A 21,604-nucleotide genomic window follows, 5' to 3' on the forward strand; every position below is an offset into this window, starting at 1 on the left:
TCAGATGAAACGCATACTCTTTGAACTTGTTTTTATCGCAACGACCTGGTATATCTTTTTACCACCACTTAATCTTACGAGTTGGGAATTTATCTTTTTCCTATGCGGACATTTGGTGGTGATGGGAATTTTGTTTAGTTTTCGAAGGGATATCAATCTTCTCAAGACGGTTCATGTACGTCATGGCAAGGTTGCCAACGAACTCAATCTAGAAGGGCTTCATTTTAATAGACTAGGTGGAGGATTGTTGCTGGCCGCGGGACTTATCTTTGCCCTTGCTGGTCTGGTAAGCCTAGTAACTTCTAGCTTTTTCCAAGCAAAAAATTATGCTAATGTGGTGTCCATCACAGAAAAAGACTTTAAAGATTTTCCTAAGAGTGATACCAGTAAGGTTCCAATCCTAGATCGGAGCACTGCAGAAAAGATTGGTGACCGTTACCTGGGGTCTCTGACGGATAAGGTCTCCCAGTACGTAGCAGCAGATACTTATACCCAGCTGACAGTTGATGGCAAGCCCTATCGGGTGACCCCTTTGGAATATGCTGATCCGATTAAATGGTTCAACAATCAAGCCAAGGGGATTGGCGAGTATATCAAGGTTGATATGGTGACAGGAAATGCGGAATTGGTAGATTTAAAAACACCGATGAAGTATTCGGACTCCGAGTATTTTAACCGTGACGTCAAACGCCATCTTCGAATAAAGTACCCGACCAAGATTTTTAAAACCCCGTCTTTTGAGGTGGATGATGATGGCAATCCTTTCTATGTAGCAACCGTCTATCAAAAACAGTTTGGTTTAGGAGTACCTCGACCTTCATCTGTTATTATCTTGGACGCTACTAATGGAGAAACTAAGGAATACAGCTTGGATGAAGTGCCAGAATGGGTGGACCGTGTCTATCCAGCAGAAGAAACCATCGAACAAATCAATTACAACGGCAAGTATAAAGATGGTTTCTGGAATGCCTTGATTTCTAAGAAAAATGTTACCCAAACAACAGAGGGCTATAACTATCTTTCTATCGGAAATGACATTTATCTCTACACGGGTGTGACTTCAGCAAATGCTGACGAAAGTAATCTAGGATTTATCCTTGAAAACATGCGCACTGGTGAAATCACCAAGTACAATCTAGCTTCAGCAACCGAAGAATCTGCCCGTGCTTCAGCTGAAGGAGCCGTTCAGGAGAAGGCCTACAAGGCTACCTTCCCTATCCTTGTTAATCTCAATGACAAACCGCTCTATATCATGGGTTTGAAGGACAATGCAGGCTTGGTCAAGGAGTATGCTTTGGTCGATGCAGTGGAGTACCAAAACGTCATCGTAGCAGCTACGGTAGACGAACTCCTCAGCAAATATGCCAATAAAAATGACCTCGAGCTGGATAATGAAACGGTAGAAAACATTAAAGGTATCGTCTCAGACCTTAAATCAGCTGTTATCAAGGGTGACACCGTCTACTTCTTTAAAGTTGATGGCAAGATATACAAGGTCAAGGCTTCAGTGTCAGACGACCTTCCTTACCTCGAAAATGGCCAATCTTTCGAAGGTCAAGTTGGAAAGGATAATTATCTCAAGACCTTTAAAGTCAAGTAAAAGAAACCTCGGTATGAACCGAGGTTTTTAAGATGAAATTCTTGGTCGTGATTGAAAAATATGCTACACTAACAATATGAAAATTTTAATCCCAACAGCCAAAGAAATGAACACAAACCTTCCTCTTGTCGAAGCGCTCCCTTTGAGGGAAGAAAGTCAGGCAGTCCTTGACTCACTGGCACACTACTCAGCTAGTGAATTAGAAAGTTTTTATAAGGTATCTGCCGAGAAAGCAGAAGAAGAGTACGCTCATATTCAATCTCTAAAAGATCAGAGCGCTAAGAATTATCCAGCCTTGAAACTTTTTGATGGTCTCATGTATCGCCATATTAAACGAGATGGGTTAACCGAGGCTGAACAAACCTATCTTGAAGATCATGTTTTAATTACATCAGCTTTGTATGGCGTAGTTCCAGCCCTATCTCCAATAGCTCCTCACCGTTTGGACTTCTTGATGAAGTTAAAAGTAGCTGGAAAAACCCTAAAGAGTCATTGGAAATCAGCCTATGATGAGTCCCTACAGGATGAGGACTTGATATTTTCTCTCTTGTCATCAGAGTTTGAAACTGTTTTTTCTAAGGAAATCAGAGAAAAGATGGTGACCTTCAAATTTATGGAGGACAAGGCTGGTCAGCTGAAGATTCACTCAACCATTTCCAAGAAAGCGCGTGGGGCTTTTTTGACAGCCTTGATAGAAGGGCAAGTTCAAACAGTCGAACAAACTCGTAAGCTCCGCTTCGCCGGCTTTGAATACCAACCTGATTTATCAAGTGACTTAGAACTCGTCTTTGTGAAACAAGCATAAAACCAGCTCGAATGAGCTGGTTTTTGCTGGATTAGTTGATGGCTGCAAGAAGGTTGTCAGCTTGTTTTTCAAGTGATGAAGCAGTTGCTTCTTCTAACACCAATTTTCCGTCTGCCCAAGCAGAGTCATTGACACGAGCGGCAGTAAAGTCACCAACGACTTGTGTGCGGATAAATGGCAAGAGGTCTTTATAAATCGCAAAGAGTTGTTCGTGACCGGCATTGGCTACAGATGAGACAGTAACAAACTTGTCTTGGAGGGCAGAAGCACCACGTGTATCAGACAAATCAATGGCACGAGAGAGCCAGTCAAGCAAGTTTTTCACTGTTCCAGGGATAGAGAAGTTGTAGACTGGAGAGAAGATCCAGATTGCATCCGCAGCAAGGACTGCTTCACGAGCAGCAGCTACAGCTGGATGAGTTGGAACTTCCAAATCTTGGCTGAAGAGAGGAACAGCTGAGTAATCAAGATAGCTGACTTCTGCTTTTCCGGCAAGTGCTTTCTCAGCTTCGAGGGCCATTTGGTGGTTGAAAGAACCTTGGCGTAATGAACCGACGATAAATAGTACTTTTTTAGACATGACGTGTCTCCTTTAGTTTAAAATTCAAAGAGTGAACTCTTTTGTCACCATCTATGTTACAACAAATAATACTAATTAGCAATAAATGTGCTCAGCTAAGTTTACTTGTTAGGGGTGGAAAAACTTAGTTCTGAGAAAACAGTATTTGATAGACAGGCAGATATTGTATTTAATTTCAAAGGGAAAATAATCTCGGAATGTTCCTGTCTTCACTTGTAATAAAGGAGGAGAGATGGTAAAATAGACGAGTGAAACTAAGACAGAAAAAAGCAAAAAATAAGCTACTTATACAATATGGAATCGGCATTTCTCTGGTACTGCTAGTCATGACGACTTCCTTTCTTTATCTGATATCACTCAGCATGAAACCCTATCAAGATGCTAGGGTTGAAGGAGAAAAACTGGCCAAGCAGTATGCAGAATTGGAAAAAGCAGATCAGGTTGATTTTTATAATGGACTAGAAGGTTATTACAGCGTTTTAGGACATAATAAAAAGCAAGAGGCCATTGCCGTACTGATTGAAAAGAATGACCACAAGATTTATGTCTATCAGCTAGATAAGGGGATTTCTCAAGACAAGGCTGCGACGATTTCGAGGGAAAAAGGAGCTAGCGACATTGACAAAGTCACTTTTGGTCGCTATCAGGACAAGCCGATTTGGGAAGTCAAGTCAGGAAACCAGTACTATCTGGTTGACTTTGAAACAGGAGCAGTGATCCAATAAGGAGGGCATATGAAACTATCCAAACGTGTACTAGAAATGGAAGAAAGCGTCACTCTAGCCAGTGATGCAAGAGCCAAAGCGTTAAAAGCTCAAGGAAAGGATGTTCTTTTCTTAACCTTGGGACAGCCAGATTTTCATACTCCTGAAAACATTCAGGATGCAGCGATAGAAGCGATTCGAGATGGACGAGCTTCCTTCTATACAGTTGCTTCAGGCCTACCAGAGTTAAAAGCGGCGGTTAATACCTATTTTGAACGCTACTATGGTTATTCTGTAGTAGCTAACGAGGTTACCTTTGCCACTGGTGCTAAATTCTCTCTCTACACCTTCTTTATGGCTGTGGTCAATCCAGGTGATGAGGTCATCATCCTTACACCATACTGGGTCAGCTATGGAGATCAAGTCAAAATGGCAGAAGGAGTGCCAGTCTTTGTCCAGGCCAAGGAAGACAATCACTTTAAAGTAACAGTAGAGCAGCTAGAAGCAGCCCGAACAGATAAGACCAAGGTCTTAGTTCTCAATTCGCCATCTAATCCGACCGGTATGATCTACTCTCGTGAGGAACTCTTGGCTATCGGAAATTGGGCTGTTGAACATGATGTCCTTATCCTAGCAGATGATATTTATGGTCGTTTGGTTTATAACGGGAACGAATTTGTTCCAATCTCTAGTCTGTCAGAAGCCATTCGCAAGCAAACCATCGTAATTAACGGTGTATCTAAGGCCTATGCCATGACTGGTTGGCGGGTAGGTTATGCTGTGGGAAATCCTGAAATTATAGCTGCTATGAGCAAACTAACAGGACAAACAACCTCTAACCTGACTGCCGTATCGCAATATGCTACCATTGAAGCCCTAACTGGGCCACAAGACTCTGTCGAAACCATGCGCCAGGCTTTTGAGGAACGTTTGAATACCATTTATCCTCTCTTGTGCCAAGTTCCAGGATTTGAAGTTGTCAAGCCTCAAGGAGCCTTCTATCTCTTCCCAAATGTTAAGAAAGCGATGGAGATGAAGGGTTATACAGATGTGACAGAGTTTACAACGGCTATTCTCGAAGAAGTCGGCCTTGCCTTGATTACAGGAGCTGGATTTGGAGCACCAGAAAATGTTCGTCTCAGCTATGCCACAGACTTGGATACATTAAAAGAAGCCATTCGCCGTTTGCATCAATTTATGGAAAAATAAAACTCAAAATCTTCGCCTTTTTGGCGAAGATTTTTTGTAACGAAAATCTCGCGAATTTTCTCTAGTCGAACCTAGCTATCGCAGTCTATTTATGGTAAAATAGTGGGTAATGATGTCTTCGGACAAGTTAAACGAAAAAAGGAAGATAGATTATGACAAAACGTGTAACAATCATCGAAGTAAAAGACTACGTTGGTCAAGAAGTGACCATCGGAGCCTGGGTTGCCAATAAATCAGGAAAAGGGAAAATTGCCTTCTTGCAATTGCGTGACGGAACAGCCTTTTTCCAAGGAGTCGCCTTCAAACCAAACTTTATTGAAAAATTTGGTGAAGAGGTAGGTCTTGAAAAATTTGAAACGATCAAACACTTGAGCCAAGAAACGTCTGTTTATGTGACAGGAATTGTCAAAGAAGACGAACGTTCTAAGTTTGGTTATGAGCTCGATATCACAGATATCGAAGTCATCGGTGAATCTCAAGATTATCCAATCACACCAAAAGAACACGGAACAGACTTTTTGATGGACAACCGTCACTTGTGGCTTCGTTCTCGCAAGCAAGTGGCTGTGATGCAAATCCGTAACGCTATCATTTATGCAACTTATGAGTTCTTTGATAAGAACGGCTTCATGAAGTTTGATAGCCCAATTCTTTCAGGGAATGCGGCAGAGGATTCAACTGAACTCTTTGAAACAGACTACTTTGGAACGCCAGCCTACTTGAGTCAATCAGGTCAGCTTTACCTAGAGGCAGGTGCTATGGCTCTTGGCCGTGTCTTTGACTTTGGTCCAGTATTCCGTGCTGAAAAATCAAAAACGCGCCGTCACTTGACTGAGTTCTGGATGATGGATGCTGAGTACTCATACTTGACACACGATGAGTCACTTGACTTGCAAGAAGCTTATGTAAAAGCTCTTCTTCAAGGTGTTCTAGATCGTGCGCCTCAAGCCTTGGAAACCTTGGAACGTGATACAGAGCTCTTGAAACGCTACATTGCAGAGCCTTTCAAACGCATCACTTACGATCAAGCTATTGACCTCTTGCAAGAGCATGAAAACGATGAAGACGCTGATTACGAGCATTTGGAGCATGGAGATGACTTCGGTTCACCACATGAAACTTGGATTTCAAACCACTTTGGTGTGCCAACATTTGTCATGAACTATCCAGCAGCCATCAAGGCCTTCTACATGAAACCAGTTCCTGGAAATCCAGAGCGCGTGCTTTGTGCAGACTTGCTTGCACCAGAAGGCTATGGAGAAATCATCGGTGGTTCTATGCGTGAGGAAGACTACGATGCCCTTGTAGCTAAGATGGATGAACTTGGTATGGATCGTACAGAGTATGAATTCTATCTTGACCTTCGTAAATACGGTACAGTACCACACGGTGGATTTGGTATCGGTATCGAACGTATGGTAACCTTCGCAGCAGGTACAAAACACATCCGTGAAGCCATTCCATTCCCACGTATGCTGCACCGCATTAAACCATAAAATAAATCAAAACGCCCTAGGGGCGTTTTTTCAAAGTAGAAGAAAGAAGAGGTGGAGAACATGTAAAGCACAGTTTAACAAGTGACAAACACAAAGATACAAATACACTTGTTAAAGGAGAAACTATGTTTAAACGAAATTACCGGAAGAATATCGGTCTCATGGCTGGTGTGGAATTTTTTGCCTTTCTGGGCATTACCAGCTTTTGGATTCTATTTCTCAGTCAAAACGGGATGTCGCTTTGGCAGATTGGCTTATTGGAAAGTATTTTTCATGCCACCAGTGTCATCTGTGAAATTCCCTCTGGAATGTTAGCTGACCGCTATTCCTATAAAACCAATCTATATTTAAGTCGAATAGCTGGAATCGCGTCGTCTTTTCTCATGTTACTAGGACAAGGTAATTTTTGGATTTACGCACTCGCTATGGTGGTGAGTGCCTTGTCTTATAATTTTGATTCGGGGACGAGTGCAGCTATGGTTTATGATTCGGCCGTGGAGGCTGGATTAAAAGAGCACTACTTGTCTATCTCCAGTTTTATGTCAGGAGTAGCAGAAGGAACTCGGTCTTTGGGGACTGTTTTAGCGGGATTTTTTGTCCATGGTCAATTGCACTTGACCTACTATATCATGATTGTTACTTCGATAATCGTTCTTTTCCTAACTTGGATGCTAAAAGAGCCTAGTGTTAAAGCACAAAAATCTGAGCGTCTGACAATGAAAAAAATAATCTGGACTGTCAAAGAGGAGTTGCGGAGAAACCCCAGTCTTTTTAGTTGGATGATTCTTTCCCAAATCATCGGGACACTGATGTGCATGTTTTATTTTTACTATCAAAATCAACTGCCTGACTTAGAAGGGTGGCAGATTTCGATAGTCATGCTGATGGGCAGTGTTTTGAATATATGGGCAGTTTATCTAGCAAGTAAGATTGGAAAGAGGTATTCAGCCTTAAAACTCTTTCCAATTCTTGTACTCTTGACGGGAGGAACTTATTTGCTTTCCTATTTTGGTACGCCACTGATTTACATTTTGATTTATTGGCTCAGTAACGCCTTGTATGCCCTCTTTCAGCCGATTTTTGATAATGATTTACAAAAGCGACTCCCAAGTGAGGTACGGGCAACCATGCTAAGTGTCTACTCTATGATGTTCAGCCTAAGTATGATCATCATTTTTCCTCTGACGGGGTGGTTGATTGACTATCTAGGATTTGTAGTAGCCTTTCTTTACTTAGGGCTCATTTTAGTGCTGGCCAGCTTTTTGCTATTTTTCATTTTGAAAGAGATGGCCAGAGCTTTGGAACTCAAAGAGGATGTTATTTCTAAGTAATAAAGTTATTTTTTCACTTTTATCTTTTTTACTTGCTATCTGTCAGTTTTTCTAGTATAATGGTTTATTGTGAGCAAACCTCACTTACCCCTTGCAAAGACTGGGGGTCATTAGACCAAAAGGAGGAACATATCAATGGCTAAATACGAAATTCTTTATATCATTCGTCCAAACATTGAAGAAGAAGCGAAAAACGCTTTGGTAGCACGTTTTGACTCTATCTTGACTGACAACGGTGCAACTGTTGTTGAATCAAAAGATTGGGAAAAACGTCGTCTTGCATACGAAATCCAAGATTTCCGTGAAGGACTTTACCACATCGTTAACGTTGAAGCAAACGATGACGTAGCTCTTAAAGAGTTTGACCGTCTTTCAAAAATCAACGCTGACATTCTTCGTCACATGATCGTCAAACTTGACGCGTAAGAAGGTAGATTATGATTAACAATGTTGTACTTGTAGGGCGTATGACGCGTGACGCTGAGTTGCGTTATACCTCATCAAATGTAGCAGTTGCGACTTTTACTCTTGCAGTAAACCGTACATTTAAGAGTCAAAATGGCGAACGTGAGGCTGATTTTATCAATGTCGTTATGTGGCGTCAACAGGCTGAAAATCTTGCTAACTGGGCTAAAAAAGGCTCTCTTGTCGGGATCACAGGTCGTATCCAGACTCGTAGTTACGATAACCAGCAAGGACAACGTGTTTACGTAACAGAAGTCGTGGCGGATAATTTCCAAATGTTGGAAAGCCGCGGAGTGCGCGAAGGACATTCAGGTGGAGCTTATTCTGCACCAACTGCTGGTCAATCAGCACCTGCAAACCCAGTACCAGACTTTTCACGTTCTGAAAATCCGTTTGGAGCAACAAATCCATTGGACATTTCAGATGATGATTTACCATTCTAATGGACAATTAATACTATAAAGGAGAAAAAACATGGCTCAACAACGTCGTGGCGGATTCAAACGCCGTAAAAAAGTTGATTACATCGCAGCAAACAAAATTGAATATGTTGATTACAAAGATACTGAGCTTCTTAGCCGTTTCGTTTCAGAACGTGGGAAAATCCTTCCTCGTCGTGTAACAGGAACTTCAGCTAAAAACCAACGTAAAGTAACAACAGCTATCAAACGCGCTCGCGTAATGGCTTTGATGCCTTTCGTAAACGAAGATTAAAGAAAAGACCCGGGTGGGTCTTTTTTTCACGAGCATGGAAATGAGAGAGCGAGTTGGGTCCGGGTAGACCTCTTTTTCATGAGTTTGAAAATAAGAAAGCGAATTAAGATTCTTACTGTGAACAATCAAAAGCATATATTTCTGGGCCTAGTAGGATTCTATTTTTAGTTTGCTAGGTCTTTCTTTTTCTTTTTATCTCTATTATCGTGCTATAATAGTGGAAGAAGGTTTTTAAGGAGTACCTTATGGAAACAACGTGTCTGATTAGAAAAATGCAAACATCTGATGTTAAAGAACTATCCCAAGGTTTTATCAATCAAGGTTGGCCGGGTAGAGAAGAAATTTTGGCTAGGTATTTTCTTGAACAAGAATGTGGGGAGAGAGAAGTCTTAGTTGCAGAGGTTGGGGGTGCTTTAGCGGGTTATATCACAATTTTGCCCTGCGCTAAGCAGGGGCCTTTTGCAGAAATCGATCCAGAACTCTCAGATTTCAATGTCTTTGAGCCCTTTCAAAATCAAGGTATTGGAAATCTCTTGCTGGAAGAAGCAGAAAAACGAGTTAGGCTCATATCGGATAAGGTGACCCTTGGTGTTGGTCTCCATTCAGGGTATGGACCTGCCCAGAGATTGTACATCAAACGAGGCTATATTCCAGATGGGACGGGTGTTTGGTATCAGAACCATCCAGTGGCGATGAAAGCTACTTGTGAAGATATCGGTGACCTTGTTTTATATCTGTCAAAAGATTTGATTTAAGATAGATCTTATAAAGTTTAACTTTAAAATAGCAAGAAGTCGTAAATTCCTTTTTCATTAGAGAGGGATTTTTTTGTTGCACTATATTTTACAATTTATCGTTAGAAAAAGAGATGTATTCTATGAAACGATAAAATATAATTATTTGAATCATCAAGATAAAAATAAATATTCAAAATATGGTAAGGTTTAGAATTTTAAAAAATATTTAATAAAAGATTAAGATGGAAGGTTTACACAGTGTAAATTATATCGTTAAAAAAATATTACGATTATTTAAAATTAAATTAAATGCAATAATATACTTAGAAAGATTTGACATATAAATTAATTGACGGTAAAATAATTACGAAAGTTAAATTAATTGATATTGGAACTATCAAATGTACTAATTAATCTGATGTGTCAAATTTTATTATAGTAGAAGGATACAATAATGAAAAAACTGAAAGTGATGCTTGTTTTTGGAACACGACCAGAAGCTATTAAAATGGCCCCTTTAGTGTTGGAATTGCAAAAACATAGTGATAGTATTGAGACGATTACAGTTGTGACAGCTCAGCACCGTCAAATGCTAGATCAAGTTCTTGAAACGTTTAGCATCAAGCCGCATTATGACTTGGATATTATGGGGCAAAATCAATCCCTCTTAGATATTACTGGAAAAATTTTAGAAAAGTTTGATCCAATTGTTAAGCAAGAACGTCCAGATATGATTCTTGTTCATGGAGATACAACGACAACTTTTGCAGCAAGTTTAGTTGCTTTCTATAATCAGGTACGTATCGGCCACGTTGAAGCTGGTCTAAGAACATTTGACAAGTATTCTCCTTTCCCAGAAGAAATGAATCGTCAGATGACAGATAATCTTGCTGATCTTTATTTTGCTCCAACTAGTGAGAGTAAAGATAATCTCCTCAAGGAAAATCATCCTGAGTCTGCTATTGTCATTACGGGGAATACAGCCATTGATGCCTTGAAATTAACCGTTCAATCGGATTACTATCATGAAGTTCTAGATCAATTGGATCCAGATAAGAAACTTGTATTGGTAACCATGCACCGTCGTGAGAATCAAGGTCAACCAATGAGAAATGTCTTTACAGCTTTACGTGAGATGGTCGATCTTCATCAGGAAATTGAAGTTGTTTATCCTGTTCACCTTAGCCCTGCTGTGCAAGAAGCAGCCAAGGATATTCTAGCTGGTCACGATCGTATTCACTTGATTGAACCTTTAGATGTATTCGATTTTCATAATTTATCTTCAAGAAGTTATTTTATCATGACCGACTCTGGCGGTGTTCAGGAAGAGGCGCCTTCCCTCGGCAAACCTGTTCTAGTCCTTCGTGACACGACGGAACGCCCAGAAGGGGTTCGTGCAGGAACCTTGAAGTTAGTTGGTACGAATCCAGCACGTGTGAAAGAGGCTATGGTAGTACTCTTAACAGATGAAACTCTTTATAGAAAAATGTCTCAGGCACCAAATCCTTATGGAGATGGAAGAGCATCTGAACGAATCGTTCGTGCTATACAACATTATTTTGGGATGGCTGAATCTGTATCTGAATTTAAAGAGGGGGAAGAGGCGTGATGAAAACATGGAATAAATTTAGGAATTGGTTCCTCGCTTTTCTGGGGTGCGAGTCGCTTCTTTTAGGGCTTTCTTTTTTCTTTGCTCGAGAGATTATTTTAGAACAAATTTTGTTTTTAGCTTTAGCCTTGTTTGCATTGTTGGTATTATCTGACCTTTTGCTTACTTGGACCCTTATCTTAACATTTGGGCTTGGACTTATCGTTTTGGTTGCGGGTGTGGTTTATATCCCAATCATTCAACTGGTCTTCTTATTAATCAGTTTTCCTCTTTTGATTGGGATTCTACTTAAGGTTCGTTATTATTTCTTCAAGGTGACCTCAAAGGTCCAAGAACAGGAGGACGCAGCTCGAGCAGATTACCATGCTATGGTAACTGAACAAAGTGATGTGACGGTACAGTCTTTATTGATTCATTGGGCACATGAAGATTTATTCTTCCAGATAAAACCTAGAGAGTATAACCAGATGCTCAGTCGCATTCAAAAGGTAATTGCTCAGGGATTGAGTTACAATGATAAGCTCTATTACGTTTCAGAAGGTAATTTTCTTGTTTTATCTAATAGTAGTCAAGATTCTTTGAAGCAACTCTATTTGAATGGTTTGCAGGAGAAACTAGGCAGTTTAGTTTTTCATGGAGAAGATGGAAACCAAGGAATTCAATTCCAAACAGGTTACTTGATGATTAACTCTGATAATAAAGATAAATACCAAGACTACTCGGATACTGCTAGTCATCTCAAACGTCAATTAGAGACAGATGTAATTGTAGAATATTAGGAGGGAAACATGACTCTAACCAATATATTTTTTGGCATTGCTTTGGGACTCAGTCTTACCTTTGGCATTTGTTTTGTCATATTATTTATTGCATACAGTATTCTTTACCATCGAGTGAACAAAAATTTTAAGGCGGTGAATCATGATTAGTCAAATGTTAATGATTTTTACCCTGCTTACTATTTGGATTTCTCTGGCTTGGGGTTTGGTAATTCTCTTTTCAGCAGTGCACTTTTGGTTTAAGCACAGTGATTTTCGTGTAGACACTTCGCCACTACCTTATTATCCTAAGGTTACCATTGTTGTTCCTGCTCATAATGAGGATGTGGTTATTGCCCAAACGGCAAAAGCTATCTTGGACATGAATTATCCTCACGACCGTGTGGAGTTACTCCTGTTTGCAGATAACTGTTCGGACAACACCTATGCAGAGTGCTTGTCTGTACAAGCCCTGCCTGAATATGCAGGAAGAAATTTGACTATTATCGATCGTACTGGTACGGGAGGAAAAGCAGGCGTTCTAAACGATGCCTTAGAGATGGCAACAGGTGAATACATCTGTGTCTATGATGCGGATGCCATGCCTGAAAAAAATGCCCTTTATTTCCTTGTCAAAGAAGTGATAAAGGACCCAGAACGCCACGTGGCATCTTTCGGTCGCAACAAGACTCGAAATGCCAATCAAAATTTTTTGACTCGTTGTATCAACCAAGAAATCGTTGTTACCCAGCGGGTGCACCATGTTGGGATGTGGCATCTCTTTAAAATTGGTCGTATCCCAGGAACCAACTTTATCATTCAAACCGACTTTGTAAAGAGTATCGGTGGTTGGAAAAATGGTGCCTTGACTGAGGATACCGATATTTCTTTTAAAATCATGCAGAGTGGTAAATTGATCGCCCTTGCTTATAACTCAGAGGCTTTCCAACAAGAACCTGAGACTTTAAAGAGTTACTATATGCAACGAAAACGTTGGGCTAAAGGAAACTACGAAGTTGTTCTCTCAAATTTTAAGCATTTATTTGGCAGAGCAAACTGGCGCGTCAAACTAGAAGTCTTTAACTATTCTTGTGTTTTCTTTTGGTTTAACTTTGCCATTGTCCTATCGGATTTGATTTTCCTAGCGAATGTGCTAGCAATCTGTCTGAATCTTTTCTTCCCAGATGTCAGAATTCCATTTGCTTTTGATGCGGATAATATCTACATCGCCCAGCTCATGCTCTTCAACTGGATTCTCATGATTGGTCTCTATTTGATGCAAATTATGACGGCATTAGCAAGTCAGTTTGGACAAGCGACGACAAAACAAATCTGGTTAGCCTTGGTAGCCTATTTCTCTTACGCACAGATGTTTATCGTTGTATCCATTGATTCCATTTCTTCAATCGTGCTGGACAAAGTACTCCGCCGAAAAGAAACTAAGTGGGTTAAAACCAAGCGATTTGCAGGATAGGAGGATTTATGAAAACGAATAAAATAAAATATGTATGGTTTGTGCTCATCCTTTCTATCTTTTGTTTAACCTTGTTTTTGGCAAGAGGAAGGAGTAAAGTCGAGATGCGCAATCGTATTTACCGCCAATGGAGTCAACAGTTTCTTGTTACAAAAGACGATCAGTCTTATGTTCGTACGACGAGTGATTCGGAGGGAACAACAGTTTTATCTGAAGCCCAAAGTTACGGCATGCTCATAACAGTTTTAGCTGCCCAAAAAGGGCAAGCAACACAAGCAGACTTTGATAGTCTTTATCGCTATTACCAAAATCATCGTATCGAGGGAACGCAGTTGATGTCTTGGAAGCAAGTGATCACAAATGGTAGCGAAACGGTTGAGAAAGAAAACGCTACTGATGGGGATCTCTATATTGCCTATTCCTTGATTGAAGCTGCCAAACAGTGGCCAGATAAAGCACAGGAATATGAAGGTCAAGCTCAAAGTATTTTGATTGATATTCTTCGATTTAATTATAACGAGGAGACCGGTGTTCTAAAGGTAGGAAATTGGGCAAAAAAAAATACGGATTTTTACTATTTGATGAGAACATCTGATACACTACCTCATTATTTCCAAGTATTTTATAATCTAACTGGAGATAAACAATGGCTAGATATTAAAGATAAAATGCTTGATCAACTAGAGCAAATCAGTTCTCATTCTGATACAGGACTTTTGCCAGACTTTATCTGGGCTGAGAAGTCAGGGGCGCGTCTTGTTGATGCGAACACAATCGAATCTCAATACGATGGAGCGTACTCTTATAACGCTTGTCGTTTGCCTTATCATTTGTCACAGATCCAGGATGAAAGAAGTCAAAAACTTGTTCAAAAGATGATGGATTTCTTTATGAAAGAGCGACGCATTTATGCGGGGTATGACTTGAATGGAACTGCCCTTAATCAATACCAGGCAGGTAGTTTCTTGGCGCCGATTACCTATGCGTCTGACAAGGGAGAAGGTTATCTGAAACTTCTTCAACAAAATAAATACATTTTCACACAAGATTTACCTTTGGACAACTACTATGATGCAACGATGATTACCATGATTGCTCTAGAGATGTTCTAGGATGAAAAGAGAGGGCTAGTTATACTGGCTCTCTTTTTGATAGGATTTTCTTTTTTTTTCAAAAAGGGAATTTCATCAGCTTTATGGTATAATGGAAAGAGTGATGGAAAAGAGGTAGAGAGATGGATGCGAAATTAAAATACAAGGCAAAGAAGATTAAAATCGTCTTTTTTGATATTGATGATACCTTGCGTACGTCAAAGACGGGCTTTATTCCAGCTACAATTCCCAATGTCTTTAAGCAGTTGCGTGAAAAAGGAATTTTAACAGGTATTGCTTCTGGACGTGGTATTTTTGGAGTTGTTCCAGAGATTCGTGAGCTCAAGCCGGACTTTTTTGTAACCCTAAATGGGGCCTATATTGAAGATAAAAAAAGTCAGGTCATTTATCAGCATCAGATTGACAAGTCAGATGTTGAGGAGTATATCTCTTGGACTAAGCGAGAGGGAATTGAATATGGCTTGGTTGGCAGTCATGACGCCAAGCTCTCTACTCGAACAGAACTGATCAGTGAGGCTATTGATCCGATTTATCCGAACTTGGATGTGGATCCTGACTTCCATGAAAAAGCAGATATATACCAGATGTGGACCTTTGAAGATAAAGGGGATGGCTTGCACTTACCAGAGTCTTTATCAGATAAACTTCGCATGGTGCGTTGGCATGAACATTCATCTGATATCGTGCCGATTTCAGGATCGAAAGCAACTGGTGTAGCTAAGGTGGTGGAGCATTTAGGCTTGAAACCAGAGAATATTATGGTCTTTGGGGATGGTCTCAATGACTTGGAACTCTTTGATTATGCAGGAATCAGCGTTGCTATGGGTGTTTCCCATGATAAAATCAAAGAAAAAGCAGATTATATTACAAAAACAGTAGAAGAAGATGGCATTTTTGATGCCTTAGAAGGATTTGGTATGGTAGAAAAAGAATTGCATTTTCCACAAGTAGAAATTGAAACAGTAGAAGGTCCGTTGGCGACTATTAAGACAAATTACGGAGACTTGCGTATCAAGCTCTTCCCTGAGCAGGCTCCCAAAACAGTGGCCAACTTTGTTGCCCTATCAAAAGACGGTTACTATGATGGTGTGATTTTCCACCGAATTATCAAGGACTTTATGATCCAAGGCGGAGACCCAACTGGTACTGGTATGGGAGGAGAGTCAATCTACGGCGACTCTTTTGAAGATGAATTTTCTGAAGAACTTTATAATATTCGTGGTGCCCTTTCTATGGCCAATGCGGGTCCAAATACCAATGGTAGCCAGTTCTTTATCGTGCAAAACCAACATTTGCCATATTCTAAGAAAGAGATTACACGTGGTGGTTGGCCTGAACCAATCGCTGAGATCTACGCAGAACAAGGTGGAACTCCTCACCTTGACCGTCGCCATACTGTTTTTGGGCAATTGGTAGACGCAGAATCGTTTGCGGTCTTGGATGCCATTGCAGCTGTTGAGACTGGTGCAATGGATAAGCCAGTTGAAGATGTGGTAATTGAAACGATTGAAATTGAGGACTAGAATGAAAATTGGTGATAAGCTAACTGGGAGTATTACAGGAATTCAGCCCTATGGTGCCTTTGTTGAGTTAGAGACAGGGGTGACAGGGCTGATTCACATCTCGGAGATTCGGACGGGATTTATTGAAAATATCTATGACATTTTAAAAATTGGCGATGAAGTCCAAGTTCAGGTGGTGGATTTTGACGAATACACTGGGAAGGCCAGCCTTTCTATCCGTACCTTAGAAGAGGAAAAACATCAATTGCCAAGACGGAGACGTTTTTCAAATGATCGAATCAAGCACGGTTTTGCACCACTTGGACGAATGATGCCTGTTTGGACGCGTGAAGCATTGGAGCATTTAAAAAAGAAGCCGTAAATACGATTACCTAAATTATTTGTAATATTAACATCATTTGTTATAATAAAAGTATGAAAGAAGAACAATTATTAAAACCAGGAGAGCGAATCAATCAGCTCTTTTCGACAGATATAAAGATCATCCAAAATAGAGAGGTGTTTAGCTATTCGGTGGATAGTGTTCTCTTATCACGCTTTCCTCGCTTCCCTAAACGGGGTTTAATTGTGGACTTTTGTGCTGGCAATGGTGCAGTAGGACTTTTTGCAAGTAGTCGTACCAAGGCAAAAATTCTCTCTGTAGAGATTCAGGAGCGTTTGGCGGATATGGCAGAGCGTTCGGTTCAGTTGAATGGCTTGGAAGAGCAGATGCAGGTCATCTGTGATGATTTGAAAAATATGCCTGCCCACATTCAGGGAAGTAAGGTGGATATGATTTTGTGTAATCCGCCTTATTTTAAGGTGGATCCGCATTCCAATCTCAACGAGAGTGAACACTACCTTCTGGCCAGACACGAAATTACGACTAACCTAGAAGAAATCTGTCGAAGTGCTCAGAGTATTCTCAAGTCTAATGGCCGTTTGGCCATGGTCCATCGTCCAGATCGGCTCTTGGATATCCTAGATATGCTCAAACGCCACAATTTAGCACCCAAGCGCCTGCAATTTGTCTATCCTAAACGTGAGAAGGAGGCCAATATGCTCTTAATCGAAGCTATCAAGGATGGATCGACCAATGGCTTTAAGGTCTTGCCACCACTCATCGTTCACAATGATGATGGTTCTTATACCCCAGAAATTCAAGAGATTTACTATGGATCATAAGGCTTATATGTATGTGGTGGAGTGTCGCGACGGGTCTTACTATACGGGCTATACAACGGATGTGAAGAGGCGCCTTGCCGTTCATAATAGTGGTAAGGGAGCCAAGTATACCCGGGCTCGCTTGCCAGTCAAACTTATCTATGCTCAGGGCTTTGCTAGCAAGGAAGAAGCCATGTCAGCAGAGGTTCTTCTCAAACGAAAGAAACGCCCACAGAAAGAACGATTTTTATCTGAAAATCAAGAGAAAAATCTAGTCAACCATATTGATATCTAATGAGGAGTTCTTTGACTCCTCTTACTTTTGTCAAAAAAGGAAAAAAATGCTAAAATAAGATGAATAAATTTAAAGAGGTATTATCATGTCTAAGATTCTAGTATTTGGTCACCAAAATCCAGACTCAGATGCCATCGGGTCATCTGTAGCCTTTGCTTACCTTGCAAAAGAGGCTTATGGATTGGACACAGAAGCAGTAGCTCTCGGTACTCCAAATGAAGAAACAGCCTTTGTTTTGAACTATTTTGGTGTAGAAGCACCACGCGTCATCACATCTGCTAAAGCAGAAGGTGCAGAACAAGTCATCTTGACTGACCACAATGAATTCCAACAATCAGTGTCAGATATCGCTGAAGTAGAAGTTTATGGAGTAGTGGATCACCACCGTGTGGCTAACTTTGAAACTGCAAGTCCGCTTTACATGCGTTTGGAACCAGTTGGATCAGCTTCATCTATCGTTTACCGCATGTTCAAAGAACATGGTGTAGCAGTTCCTAAAGAAATCGCAGGTTTGATGCTTTCAGGTTTGATTTCAGATACCCTTCTTTTGAAATCTCCAACAACTCACCCATCTGACAAAGTCATTGCTCCTGAATTGGCTGAATTAGCAGGCGTCAACTTGGAAGAGTACGGTCTTGCTATGCTGAAAGCTGGTACAAACTTGGCTAGTAAATCTGCTGAAGAATTGATTGACATCGATGCTAAGACTTTCGAGTTGAACGGAAATAATGTTCGTGTTGCCCAAGTAAACACAGTTGACATCGCTGAAGTTTTGGAACGCCAAGCAGAAATCGAAGCAGCAATACAAGCTGCTAATGCAGCAAACGGCTACTCAGATTTTGTTTTGATGATTACAGACATCGTCAACTCAAACTCAGAAATCCTTTCTCTTGGATCAAACATGGACAAGGTGGAAGCAGCCTTCAACTTCAAACTTGAAAATAACCACGCTTTCCTTCCAGGTGCTGTTTCACGTAAGAAACAAGTGGTGCCTCAGTTGACTGAGAGCTTTAATGCTTAAGATTTTGGGTGTTATTTCAAAATAGAAAACGTTCGTTTTCATATATTGAAGGGAGTTTCGGCTCCTTTTTTTCTAGGAGAGAAAGATGTTAGCAAACGGCGATTTGATTTTTGTGAAGGACCTTTCAGATATGGGGCAGGCCATCCAGGCTTCTACTGGGAACTATAGTCATGTAGCTATCTTTTTAGACGGCTTTGTTTATCATGCAACTAGTGAAGTTGGTGTTATCTGTCAAAAACTAAGAGACTTCTTAGAGCCAGCTTGTCTGTATGATCTTTATCTTTATTCAAAAATAGATATTCAAAAAGTAAAGAAAAGAGCTAACCAGCATCTTGGAGCTCCTTATAATTTTGCTTTTTACCCTGATGGGTCTGGCTTTTATTGCTCCCAGTACATTGCTGAAATTCTCCCTATTTTTGAGACCATTCCAATGCAATTTGGAGACGGGGAGCAGGAGATTAGTGATTTTTGGAGGGAATATTACAGGAAACTCGAACTTCCTGTGCCTCTGAATCAACCAGGGACCAATCCTAGTCAACTAGCAGCATCTCCCCTTTTAGAATGTAAAGAAAGGAATCTTCATGATTCAGATTTTTAATCCGTCTCGTTTGACTCGACAGCCATTTTTTATAGATTTGGTTGACTATCTGGACCGGCGTGACGATGTGATTCTACGAGAAATCAAGGCTCAGTTTCCAGATGTATCAGTTGATAAGCTTATGGAAGAGTATATAAAGGCAGGCTTGATCCTAAGAGAAAACAAACACTATTCGCTCAATCTCCCTTTTTTAGAATCTACGGATGATTTAGCCCTTGACCAAGAAATTTTTATCAGAGAGGATAGTCCAGTATATCAAGTCTTGCTAGAGAAGACTTTTGAAACAGAATTGCGCAATCAAACCAATGCAGCCATTTTAGTCGAATCTACGGATTTTGCAAGAGAAAAGATGACCCTGTCGAATTATTTCTACAAGGTCAAGAATCAATATCCTTTGACAGAAAAACAGCAGGAACTCTATGCCATTTTGGGAGATGTCAATCCTGAGTATGCTCTCAAGTATATGACGACGTTTTTGCTCAAGTTCCTCAAAAAGGACCAGCTCATGCAGAAACGCCGTGATATCTTTGTGGACAGTTTAGTCGTTCTAGGCTATGTTGTGCAAAACGAAGAAGGGAAGTATGAGTTGGCTGTTGATTTAGACAAGGAACAGTTGACTTTCTATTTACCTTAATTGCTTCATTTTGAGCAGATTGTTTGACTTTGCTAAAGAATAAGCATAAACTGAATGTAAGCGATAACGTTTATCGTATTAAAAGCAAAGGAGACAGAGCTATGTCACTTGAAAATAAATTGGATCAAGCAACTGGTGCTATCAAAGAAGGATTTGGTAAAGTTACTGGCGATAGCAAGACAGAAGCAGAAGGTACTGTAGAAAAAACAGTTGCGAAAGCAAAAGAAGTTGTTGAAGATGCTAAAGGTGCTGTAGAAGGTGCCGTTGAAGGTCTTAAAAATTCATTTAAGAAAGAAGACTAAAAAATCAAGGGAATGTTTCCCTTGATTTTTTTATAGATAACGTTCTGCGATAGCTGCGTCTCCAGGATAGTCTTCTTTCTTTCCTTGGACGATTTGGTAGCAATCGGCTCCCTTACCTGCAATAATCACAGCATCGAGTTCTTGATTTGTGATGGCCATCGCCGCCTTGATGGCTTCTTCACGATCGGCAATCTTTTCAACAGGATGACTGATATAGCTGCTGATTTCATCCGCAATCGTCATTGGATTTTCATAGTTGGGGTCATCAGCGGTGAGAAAGACTTGAATCTCAGGATGTTGATTAAGGAGGAGGCCAAAGTCCTTGCGTCGACTTTCTCCTTTATTGCCTGTCGAACCGAGAACCAGAGCAATTTTTCCAGTTTGATGAGTTTCAACCACATTGATGAGTTTCTTCAGACTGTCACCATTGTGGGCATAGTCGATGAAGACCTTGGCTCCATTTTTCTGAGTCAAGACTTCCATACGTCCAGGAACGCGGGTTGCAGCGATTCCTTTTTTGATGTCTTCGAGACTAGCACCTAGACGAAGACAGGCAAGTCCTGCAGCAACTGCATTTTCTTGGTTAAAGTGGCCAATGAGTTGAATATCATAATCACCAGCGAGTTTACCTGTAGCGGAAAAGCTAAAGGCTTTAGAGTTCTCGATTTGGTTACTTGACTGGCTACCATAGAAGTCATGTTCTTGATGTTCCACTTGTTCTTTCAGTACAGAAAAGTGGTCCATGTCGCTATTAATGACAACTGCTCGGCTATTTTTCATCAAGAGACGTTTGTGATAGAAGTAGTCTTCAAAGCTAGGATGCTCAATCGGACCGATATGGTCAGGAGTGATGTTAAGAAAGACACCTACATCAAAGGTCAGACCATATACTCGATGAACAAGATAGGCTTGGCTAGAGACTTCCATTACAAGATGAGTTCTTCCATTCTTAACAGCCTGAGCCATCATGTCGAAAAGATCGATATTTTCAGGTGTTGAGAAGGAAGATTTAAAGAAGGTCTTGCCATCCAGAGTTGTGTTCATAGTTGACAAGAGAGCTGTTGGGTAGCGTTGAGATAGAATGTGGTATGCAAAGTAAGCAGATGTTGTCTTTCCTTTTGTCCCTGTGAAAGCGAGAATTTTGAGTTTTTCTTGTGGATTGTCATAAAATTCCATAGCAATTAAACTCATGGCTTTCTTGATATCGTTCACAACGATGACAGGGATACCGACCTCGTAGTCCTTTTCTGCGACATACCAAGCTAAGCCTTGACTTATAGCGGATAGGAGGTATTCTTTTTTAAAGGCAGCGCCTTTGGCAAAAAAAAGAGTGCCTTCTTTTACTTTTCGGCTGTCGTAACTGATGCTGTCAAAAACAACTTCACTGTAGTTGTAGTGGTAGTGTCCTTGGTCGATAATCTCGCGGAAGAGACCATCTTTCTTTAATATATCTAATACGGTTTCAATCTTTATCATACTTTCTATTGTAAACCG

24 protein-coding genes are annotated in these 21,604 nt (G+C 40.6%); 22 read left to right on the forward strand and 2 right to left on the reverse strand.

Annotated features, from left to right (window positions below; genetic code table 11):
- Positions 1-4: 4 nt before the first annotated feature.
- Together ACXYSL_RS04710 and yaaA are read left to right on the forward strand one after the other, a co-directional pair.
- On the forward strand, positions 5-1,600 hold the full coding sequence (locus tag ACXYSL_RS04710) for a hypothetical protein (protein WP_458624093.1): 1,596 nt from the start codon (positions 5-7) through the stop codon (positions 1,598-1,600).
- 76 nt (positions 1,601-1,676) lie between these two features.
- Positions 1,677-2,405, forward strand: coding sequence for a peroxide stress protein YaaA (gene yaaA, locus ACXYSL_RS04715; protein ID WP_458624094.1), 729 nt, complete (start codon positions 1,677-1,679; stop codon positions 2,403-2,405).
- A gap of 31 nt (positions 2,406-2,436) precedes the next feature.
- Here the strand turns inward: yaaA and ACXYSL_RS04720 are convergent, their stop codons facing one another.
- Positions 2,437-2,985, reverse strand: coding sequence for an NADPH-dependent FMN reductase (locus ACXYSL_RS04720; RefSeq protein ID WP_033606153.1), 549 nt, complete (start codon positions 2,983-2,985; stop codon positions 2,437-2,439).
- A gap of 248 nt (positions 2,986-3,233) precedes the next feature.
- Between ACXYSL_RS04720 and ACXYSL_RS04725 the strand changes: the two genes are divergently transcribed.
- The 20 genes from ACXYSL_RS04725 to ACXYSL_RS04820 all read left to right on the forward strand — a co-directional run bounded on the left by ACXYSL_RS04725 (position 3,234) and on the right by ACXYSL_RS04820 (position 20,110).
- Positions 3,234-3,710: a cell wall elongation regulator TseB-like domain-containing protein gene (locus ACXYSL_RS04725; protein ID WP_002875866.1), complete on the forward strand. Its 477-nt coding sequence runs from the start codon at positions 3,234-3,236 to the stop codon at positions 3,708-3,710.
- Between the two features lie 9 nt (positions 3,711-3,719).
- Positions 3,720-4,898, forward strand: a complete 1,179-nt coding sequence (locus tag ACXYSL_RS04730; RefSeq protein WP_458624095.1) for a pyridoxal phosphate-dependent aminotransferase — start codon at positions 3,720-3,722, stop codon at positions 4,896-4,898.
- Between the two features lie 152 nt (positions 4,899-5,050).
- Complete coding sequence (gene asnS, locus ACXYSL_RS04735; protein ID WP_084940524.1) at positions 5,051-6,394, forward strand: asparagine--tRNA ligase; 1,344 nt, start codon at positions 5,051-5,053, stop codon at positions 6,392-6,394.
- 125 nt (positions 6,395-6,519) lie between these two features.
- On the forward strand, positions 6,520-7,725 hold the full coding sequence (locus ACXYSL_RS04740; protein ID WP_458624096.1) for an MFS transporter: 1,206 nt from the start codon (positions 6,520-6,522) through the stop codon (positions 7,723-7,725).
- Positions 7,726-7,860: 135 nt separating this feature from the next.
- Positions 7,861-8,151: a 30S ribosomal protein S6 gene (rpsF, locus tag ACXYSL_RS04745; RefSeq protein ID WP_001151775.1), complete on the forward strand. Its 291-nt coding sequence runs from the start codon at positions 7,861-7,863 to the stop codon at positions 8,149-8,151.
- Between the two features lie 11 nt (positions 8,152-8,162).
- A complete protein-coding gene (locus ACXYSL_RS04750; RefSeq protein ID WP_458624097.1) occupies positions 8,163-8,633 on the forward strand; it encodes a single-stranded DNA-binding protein in 471 nt (156 codons plus the stop codon).
- A gap of 31 nt (positions 8,634-8,664) precedes the next feature.
- Entirely contained in the window at positions 8,665-8,904 is a 240-nt protein-coding gene (gene rpsR / locus ACXYSL_RS04755) for a 30S ribosomal protein S18 (RefSeq protein WP_000068664.1), read from the forward strand.
- Positions 8,905-9,149: 245 nt separating this feature from the next.
- Positions 9,150-9,659 carry a GNAT family N-acetyltransferase gene (locus tag ACXYSL_RS04760; RefSeq protein WP_458624098.1) on the forward strand — a complete coding sequence of 170 codons (510 nt, stop codon included), beginning with the start codon at positions 9,150-9,152 and terminating at the stop codon, positions 9,657-9,659.
- Positions 9,660-10,095: 436 nt separating this feature from the next.
- Entirely contained in the window at positions 10,096-11,250 is a 1,155-nt protein-coding gene (gene wecB, locus ACXYSL_RS04765; protein ID WP_458624099.1) for a non-hydrolyzing UDP-N-acetylglucosamine 2-epimerase, read from the forward strand.
- A complete protein-coding gene (locus ACXYSL_RS04770) occupies positions 11,250-12,029 on the forward strand; it encodes a hypothetical protein (RefSeq protein WP_458624100.1) in 780 nt (259 codons plus the stop codon). The genes wecB and ACXYSL_RS04770 overlap by 1 nt, the downstream gene beginning before the upstream one ends.
- A gap of 142 nt (positions 12,030-12,171) precedes the next feature.
- Positions 12,172-13,482: a glycosyltransferase family 2 protein gene (locus tag ACXYSL_RS04775; protein WP_458624101.1), complete on the forward strand. Its 1,311-nt coding sequence runs from the start codon at positions 12,172-12,174 to the stop codon at positions 13,480-13,482.
- A gap of 8 nt (positions 13,483-13,490) precedes the next feature.
- The gene (locus ACXYSL_RS04780) at positions 13,491-14,594 is read left to right on the forward strand and encodes a glycosyl hydrolase family 8 (protein ID WP_458624102.1); all 1,104 of its coding nucleotides are present in this window, start codon (positions 13,491-13,493) and stop codon (positions 14,592-14,594) included.
- A gap of 122 nt (positions 14,595-14,716) precedes the next feature.
- Entirely contained in the window at positions 14,717-16,117 is a 1,401-nt protein-coding gene (locus ACXYSL_RS04785) for a bifunctional Cof-type HAD-IIB family hydrolase/peptidylprolyl isomerase (protein ID WP_458624103.1), read from the forward strand.
- Position 16,118: 1 nt separating this feature from the next.
- Positions 16,119-16,478 (forward strand): S1 RNA-binding domain-containing protein, encoded by a 360-nt coding sequence (locus tag ACXYSL_RS04790; protein WP_458624104.1) that lies wholly within the window; start codon positions 16,119-16,121, stop codon positions 16,476-16,478.
- 53 nt (positions 16,479-16,531) lie between these two features.
- On the forward strand, positions 16,532-17,281 hold the full coding sequence (locus ACXYSL_RS04795) for a tRNA1(Val) (adenine(37)-N6)-methyltransferase (protein ID WP_458624105.1): 750 nt from the start codon (positions 16,532-16,534) through the stop codon (positions 17,279-17,281).
- Complete coding sequence (locus ACXYSL_RS04800; RefSeq protein WP_458624106.1) at positions 17,271-17,555, forward strand: GIY-YIG nuclease family protein; 285 nt, start codon at positions 17,271-17,273, stop codon at positions 17,553-17,555. The genes ACXYSL_RS04795 and ACXYSL_RS04800 overlap by 11 nt, the downstream gene beginning before the upstream one ends.
- A gap of 85 nt (positions 17,556-17,640) precedes the next feature.
- Complete coding sequence (locus tag ACXYSL_RS04805; protein WP_458624107.1) at positions 17,641-18,576, forward strand: manganese-dependent inorganic pyrophosphatase; 936 nt, start codon at positions 17,641-17,643, stop codon at positions 18,574-18,576.
- An 85-nt stretch (positions 18,577-18,661) separates the two neighbouring features.
- Positions 18,662-19,174, forward strand: coding sequence for a YiiX/YebB-like N1pC/P60 family cysteine hydrolase (locus ACXYSL_RS04810; protein WP_458624108.1), 513 nt, complete (start codon positions 18,662-18,664; stop codon positions 19,172-19,174).
- Complete coding sequence (locus tag ACXYSL_RS04815) at positions 19,158-19,808, forward strand: DUF1803 domain-containing protein (RefSeq protein WP_458624109.1); 651 nt, start codon at positions 19,158-19,160, stop codon at positions 19,806-19,808. The genes ACXYSL_RS04810 and ACXYSL_RS04815 overlap by 17 nt, the downstream gene beginning before the upstream one ends.
- Positions 19,809-19,909: 101 nt before the next feature.
- Positions 19,910-20,110 (forward strand): CsbD family protein, encoded by a 201-nt coding sequence (locus tag ACXYSL_RS04820; RefSeq protein ID WP_000051179.1) that lies wholly within the window; start codon positions 19,910-19,912, stop codon positions 20,108-20,110.
- Between the two features lie 30 nt (positions 20,111-20,140).
- On the opposite strand, the gene ACXYSL_RS04825 is transcribed toward ACXYSL_RS04820, so the two are convergent.
- A complete protein-coding gene (locus ACXYSL_RS04825) occupies positions 20,141-21,586 on the reverse strand; it encodes a UDP-N-acetylmuramoyl-L-alanyl-D-glutamate--L-lysine ligase (RefSeq protein WP_458624110.1) in 1,446 nt (481 codons plus the stop codon).
- Positions 21,587-21,604 lie beyond the last annotated feature (18 nt).

It is taken from the genome of Streptococcus sp. V913 (assembly GCF_054353455.1).

Bases quoted from the DNA above. Each gene is read 5' to 3' on its own strand.
- ACXYSL_RS04820 (WP_000051179.1), top strand. From the start codon at position 19,910: ATGTCACTTGAAAATAAATTGGATCAAGCAACTGGTGCTATCAAAGAA.
- ACXYSL_RS04800 (WP_458624106.1), top strand. From the start codon at position 17,271: ATGGATCATAAGGCTTATATGTATGTGGTGGAGTGTCGCGACGGGTCT.
- ACXYSL_RS04815 (WP_458624109.1), top strand. From the start codon at position 19,158: ATGATTCAGATTTTTAATCCGTCTCGTTTGACTCGACAGCCATTTTTT.
- ACXYSL_RS04770 (WP_458624100.1), top strand. From the start codon at position 11,250: ATGAAAACATGGAATAAATTTAGGAATTGGTTCCTCGCTTTTCTGGGG.
- ACXYSL_RS04780 (WP_458624102.1), top strand. From the start codon at position 13,491: ATGAAAACGAATAAAATAAAATATGTATGGTTTGTGCTCATCCTTTCT.
- rpsF (WP_001151775.1), top strand. From the start codon at position 7,861: ATGGCTAAATACGAAATTCTTTATATCATTCGTCCAAACATTGAAGAA.
- wecB (WP_458624099.1), top strand. From the start codon at position 10,096: ATGAAAAAACTGAAAGTGATGCTTGTTTTTGGAACACGACCAGAAGCT.
- asnS (WP_084940524.1), top strand. From the start codon at position 5,051: ATGACAAAACGTGTAACAATCATCGAAGTAAAAGACTACGTTGGTCAA.
- ACXYSL_RS04750 (WP_458624097.1), top strand. From the start codon at position 8,163: ATGATTAACAATGTTGTACTTGTAGGGCGTATGACGCGTGACGCTGAG.
- ACXYSL_RS04720 (WP_033606153.1), bottom strand. From the start codon at position 2,985: ATGTCTAAAAAAGTACTATTTATCGTCGGTTCATTACGCCAAGGTTCT.
- ACXYSL_RS04730 (WP_458624095.1), top strand. From the start codon at position 3,720: ATGAAACTATCCAAACGTGTACTAGAAATGGAAGAAAGCGTCACTCTA.
- ACXYSL_RS04790 (WP_458624104.1), top strand. From the start codon at position 16,119: ATGAAAATTGGTGATAAGCTAACTGGGAGTATTACAGGAATTCAGCCC.
- ACXYSL_RS04760 (WP_458624098.1), top strand. From the start codon at position 9,150: ATGGAAACAACGTGTCTGATTAGAAAAATGCAAACATCTGATGTTAAA.
- ACXYSL_RS04740 (WP_458624096.1), top strand. From the start codon at position 6,520: ATGTTTAAACGAAATTACCGGAAGAATATCGGTCTCATGGCTGGTGTG.
- ACXYSL_RS04825 (WP_458624110.1), bottom strand. From the start codon at position 21,586: ATGATAAAGATTGAAACCGTATTAGATATATTAAAGAAAGATGGTCTC.
- ACXYSL_RS04805 (WP_458624107.1), top strand. From the start codon at position 17,641: ATGTCTAAGATTCTAGTATTTGGTCACCAAAATCCAGACTCAGATGCC.
- ACXYSL_RS04710 (WP_458624093.1), top strand. From the start codon at position 5: ATGAAACGCATACTCTTTGAACTTGTTTTTATCGCAACGACCTGGTAT.
- ACXYSL_RS04775 (WP_458624101.1), top strand. From the start codon at position 12,172: ATGATTAGTCAAATGTTAATGATTTTTACCCTGCTTACTATTTGGATT.
- ACXYSL_RS04810 (WP_458624108.1), top strand. From the start codon at position 18,662: ATGTTAGCAAACGGCGATTTGATTTTTGTGAAGGACCTTTCAGATATG.
- yaaA (WP_458624094.1), top strand. From the start codon at position 1,677: ATGAAAATTTTAATCCCAACAGCCAAAGAAATGAACACAAACCTTCCT.
- ACXYSL_RS04795 (WP_458624105.1), top strand. From the start codon at position 16,532: ATGAAAGAAGAACAATTATTAAAACCAGGAGAGCGAATCAATCAGCTC.
- rpsR (WP_000068664.1), top strand. From the start codon at position 8,665: ATGGCTCAACAACGTCGTGGCGGATTCAAACGCCGTAAAAAAGTTGAT.
- ACXYSL_RS04785 (WP_458624103.1), top strand. From the start codon at position 14,717: ATGGATGCGAAATTAAAATACAAGGCAAAGAAGATTAAAATCGTCTTT.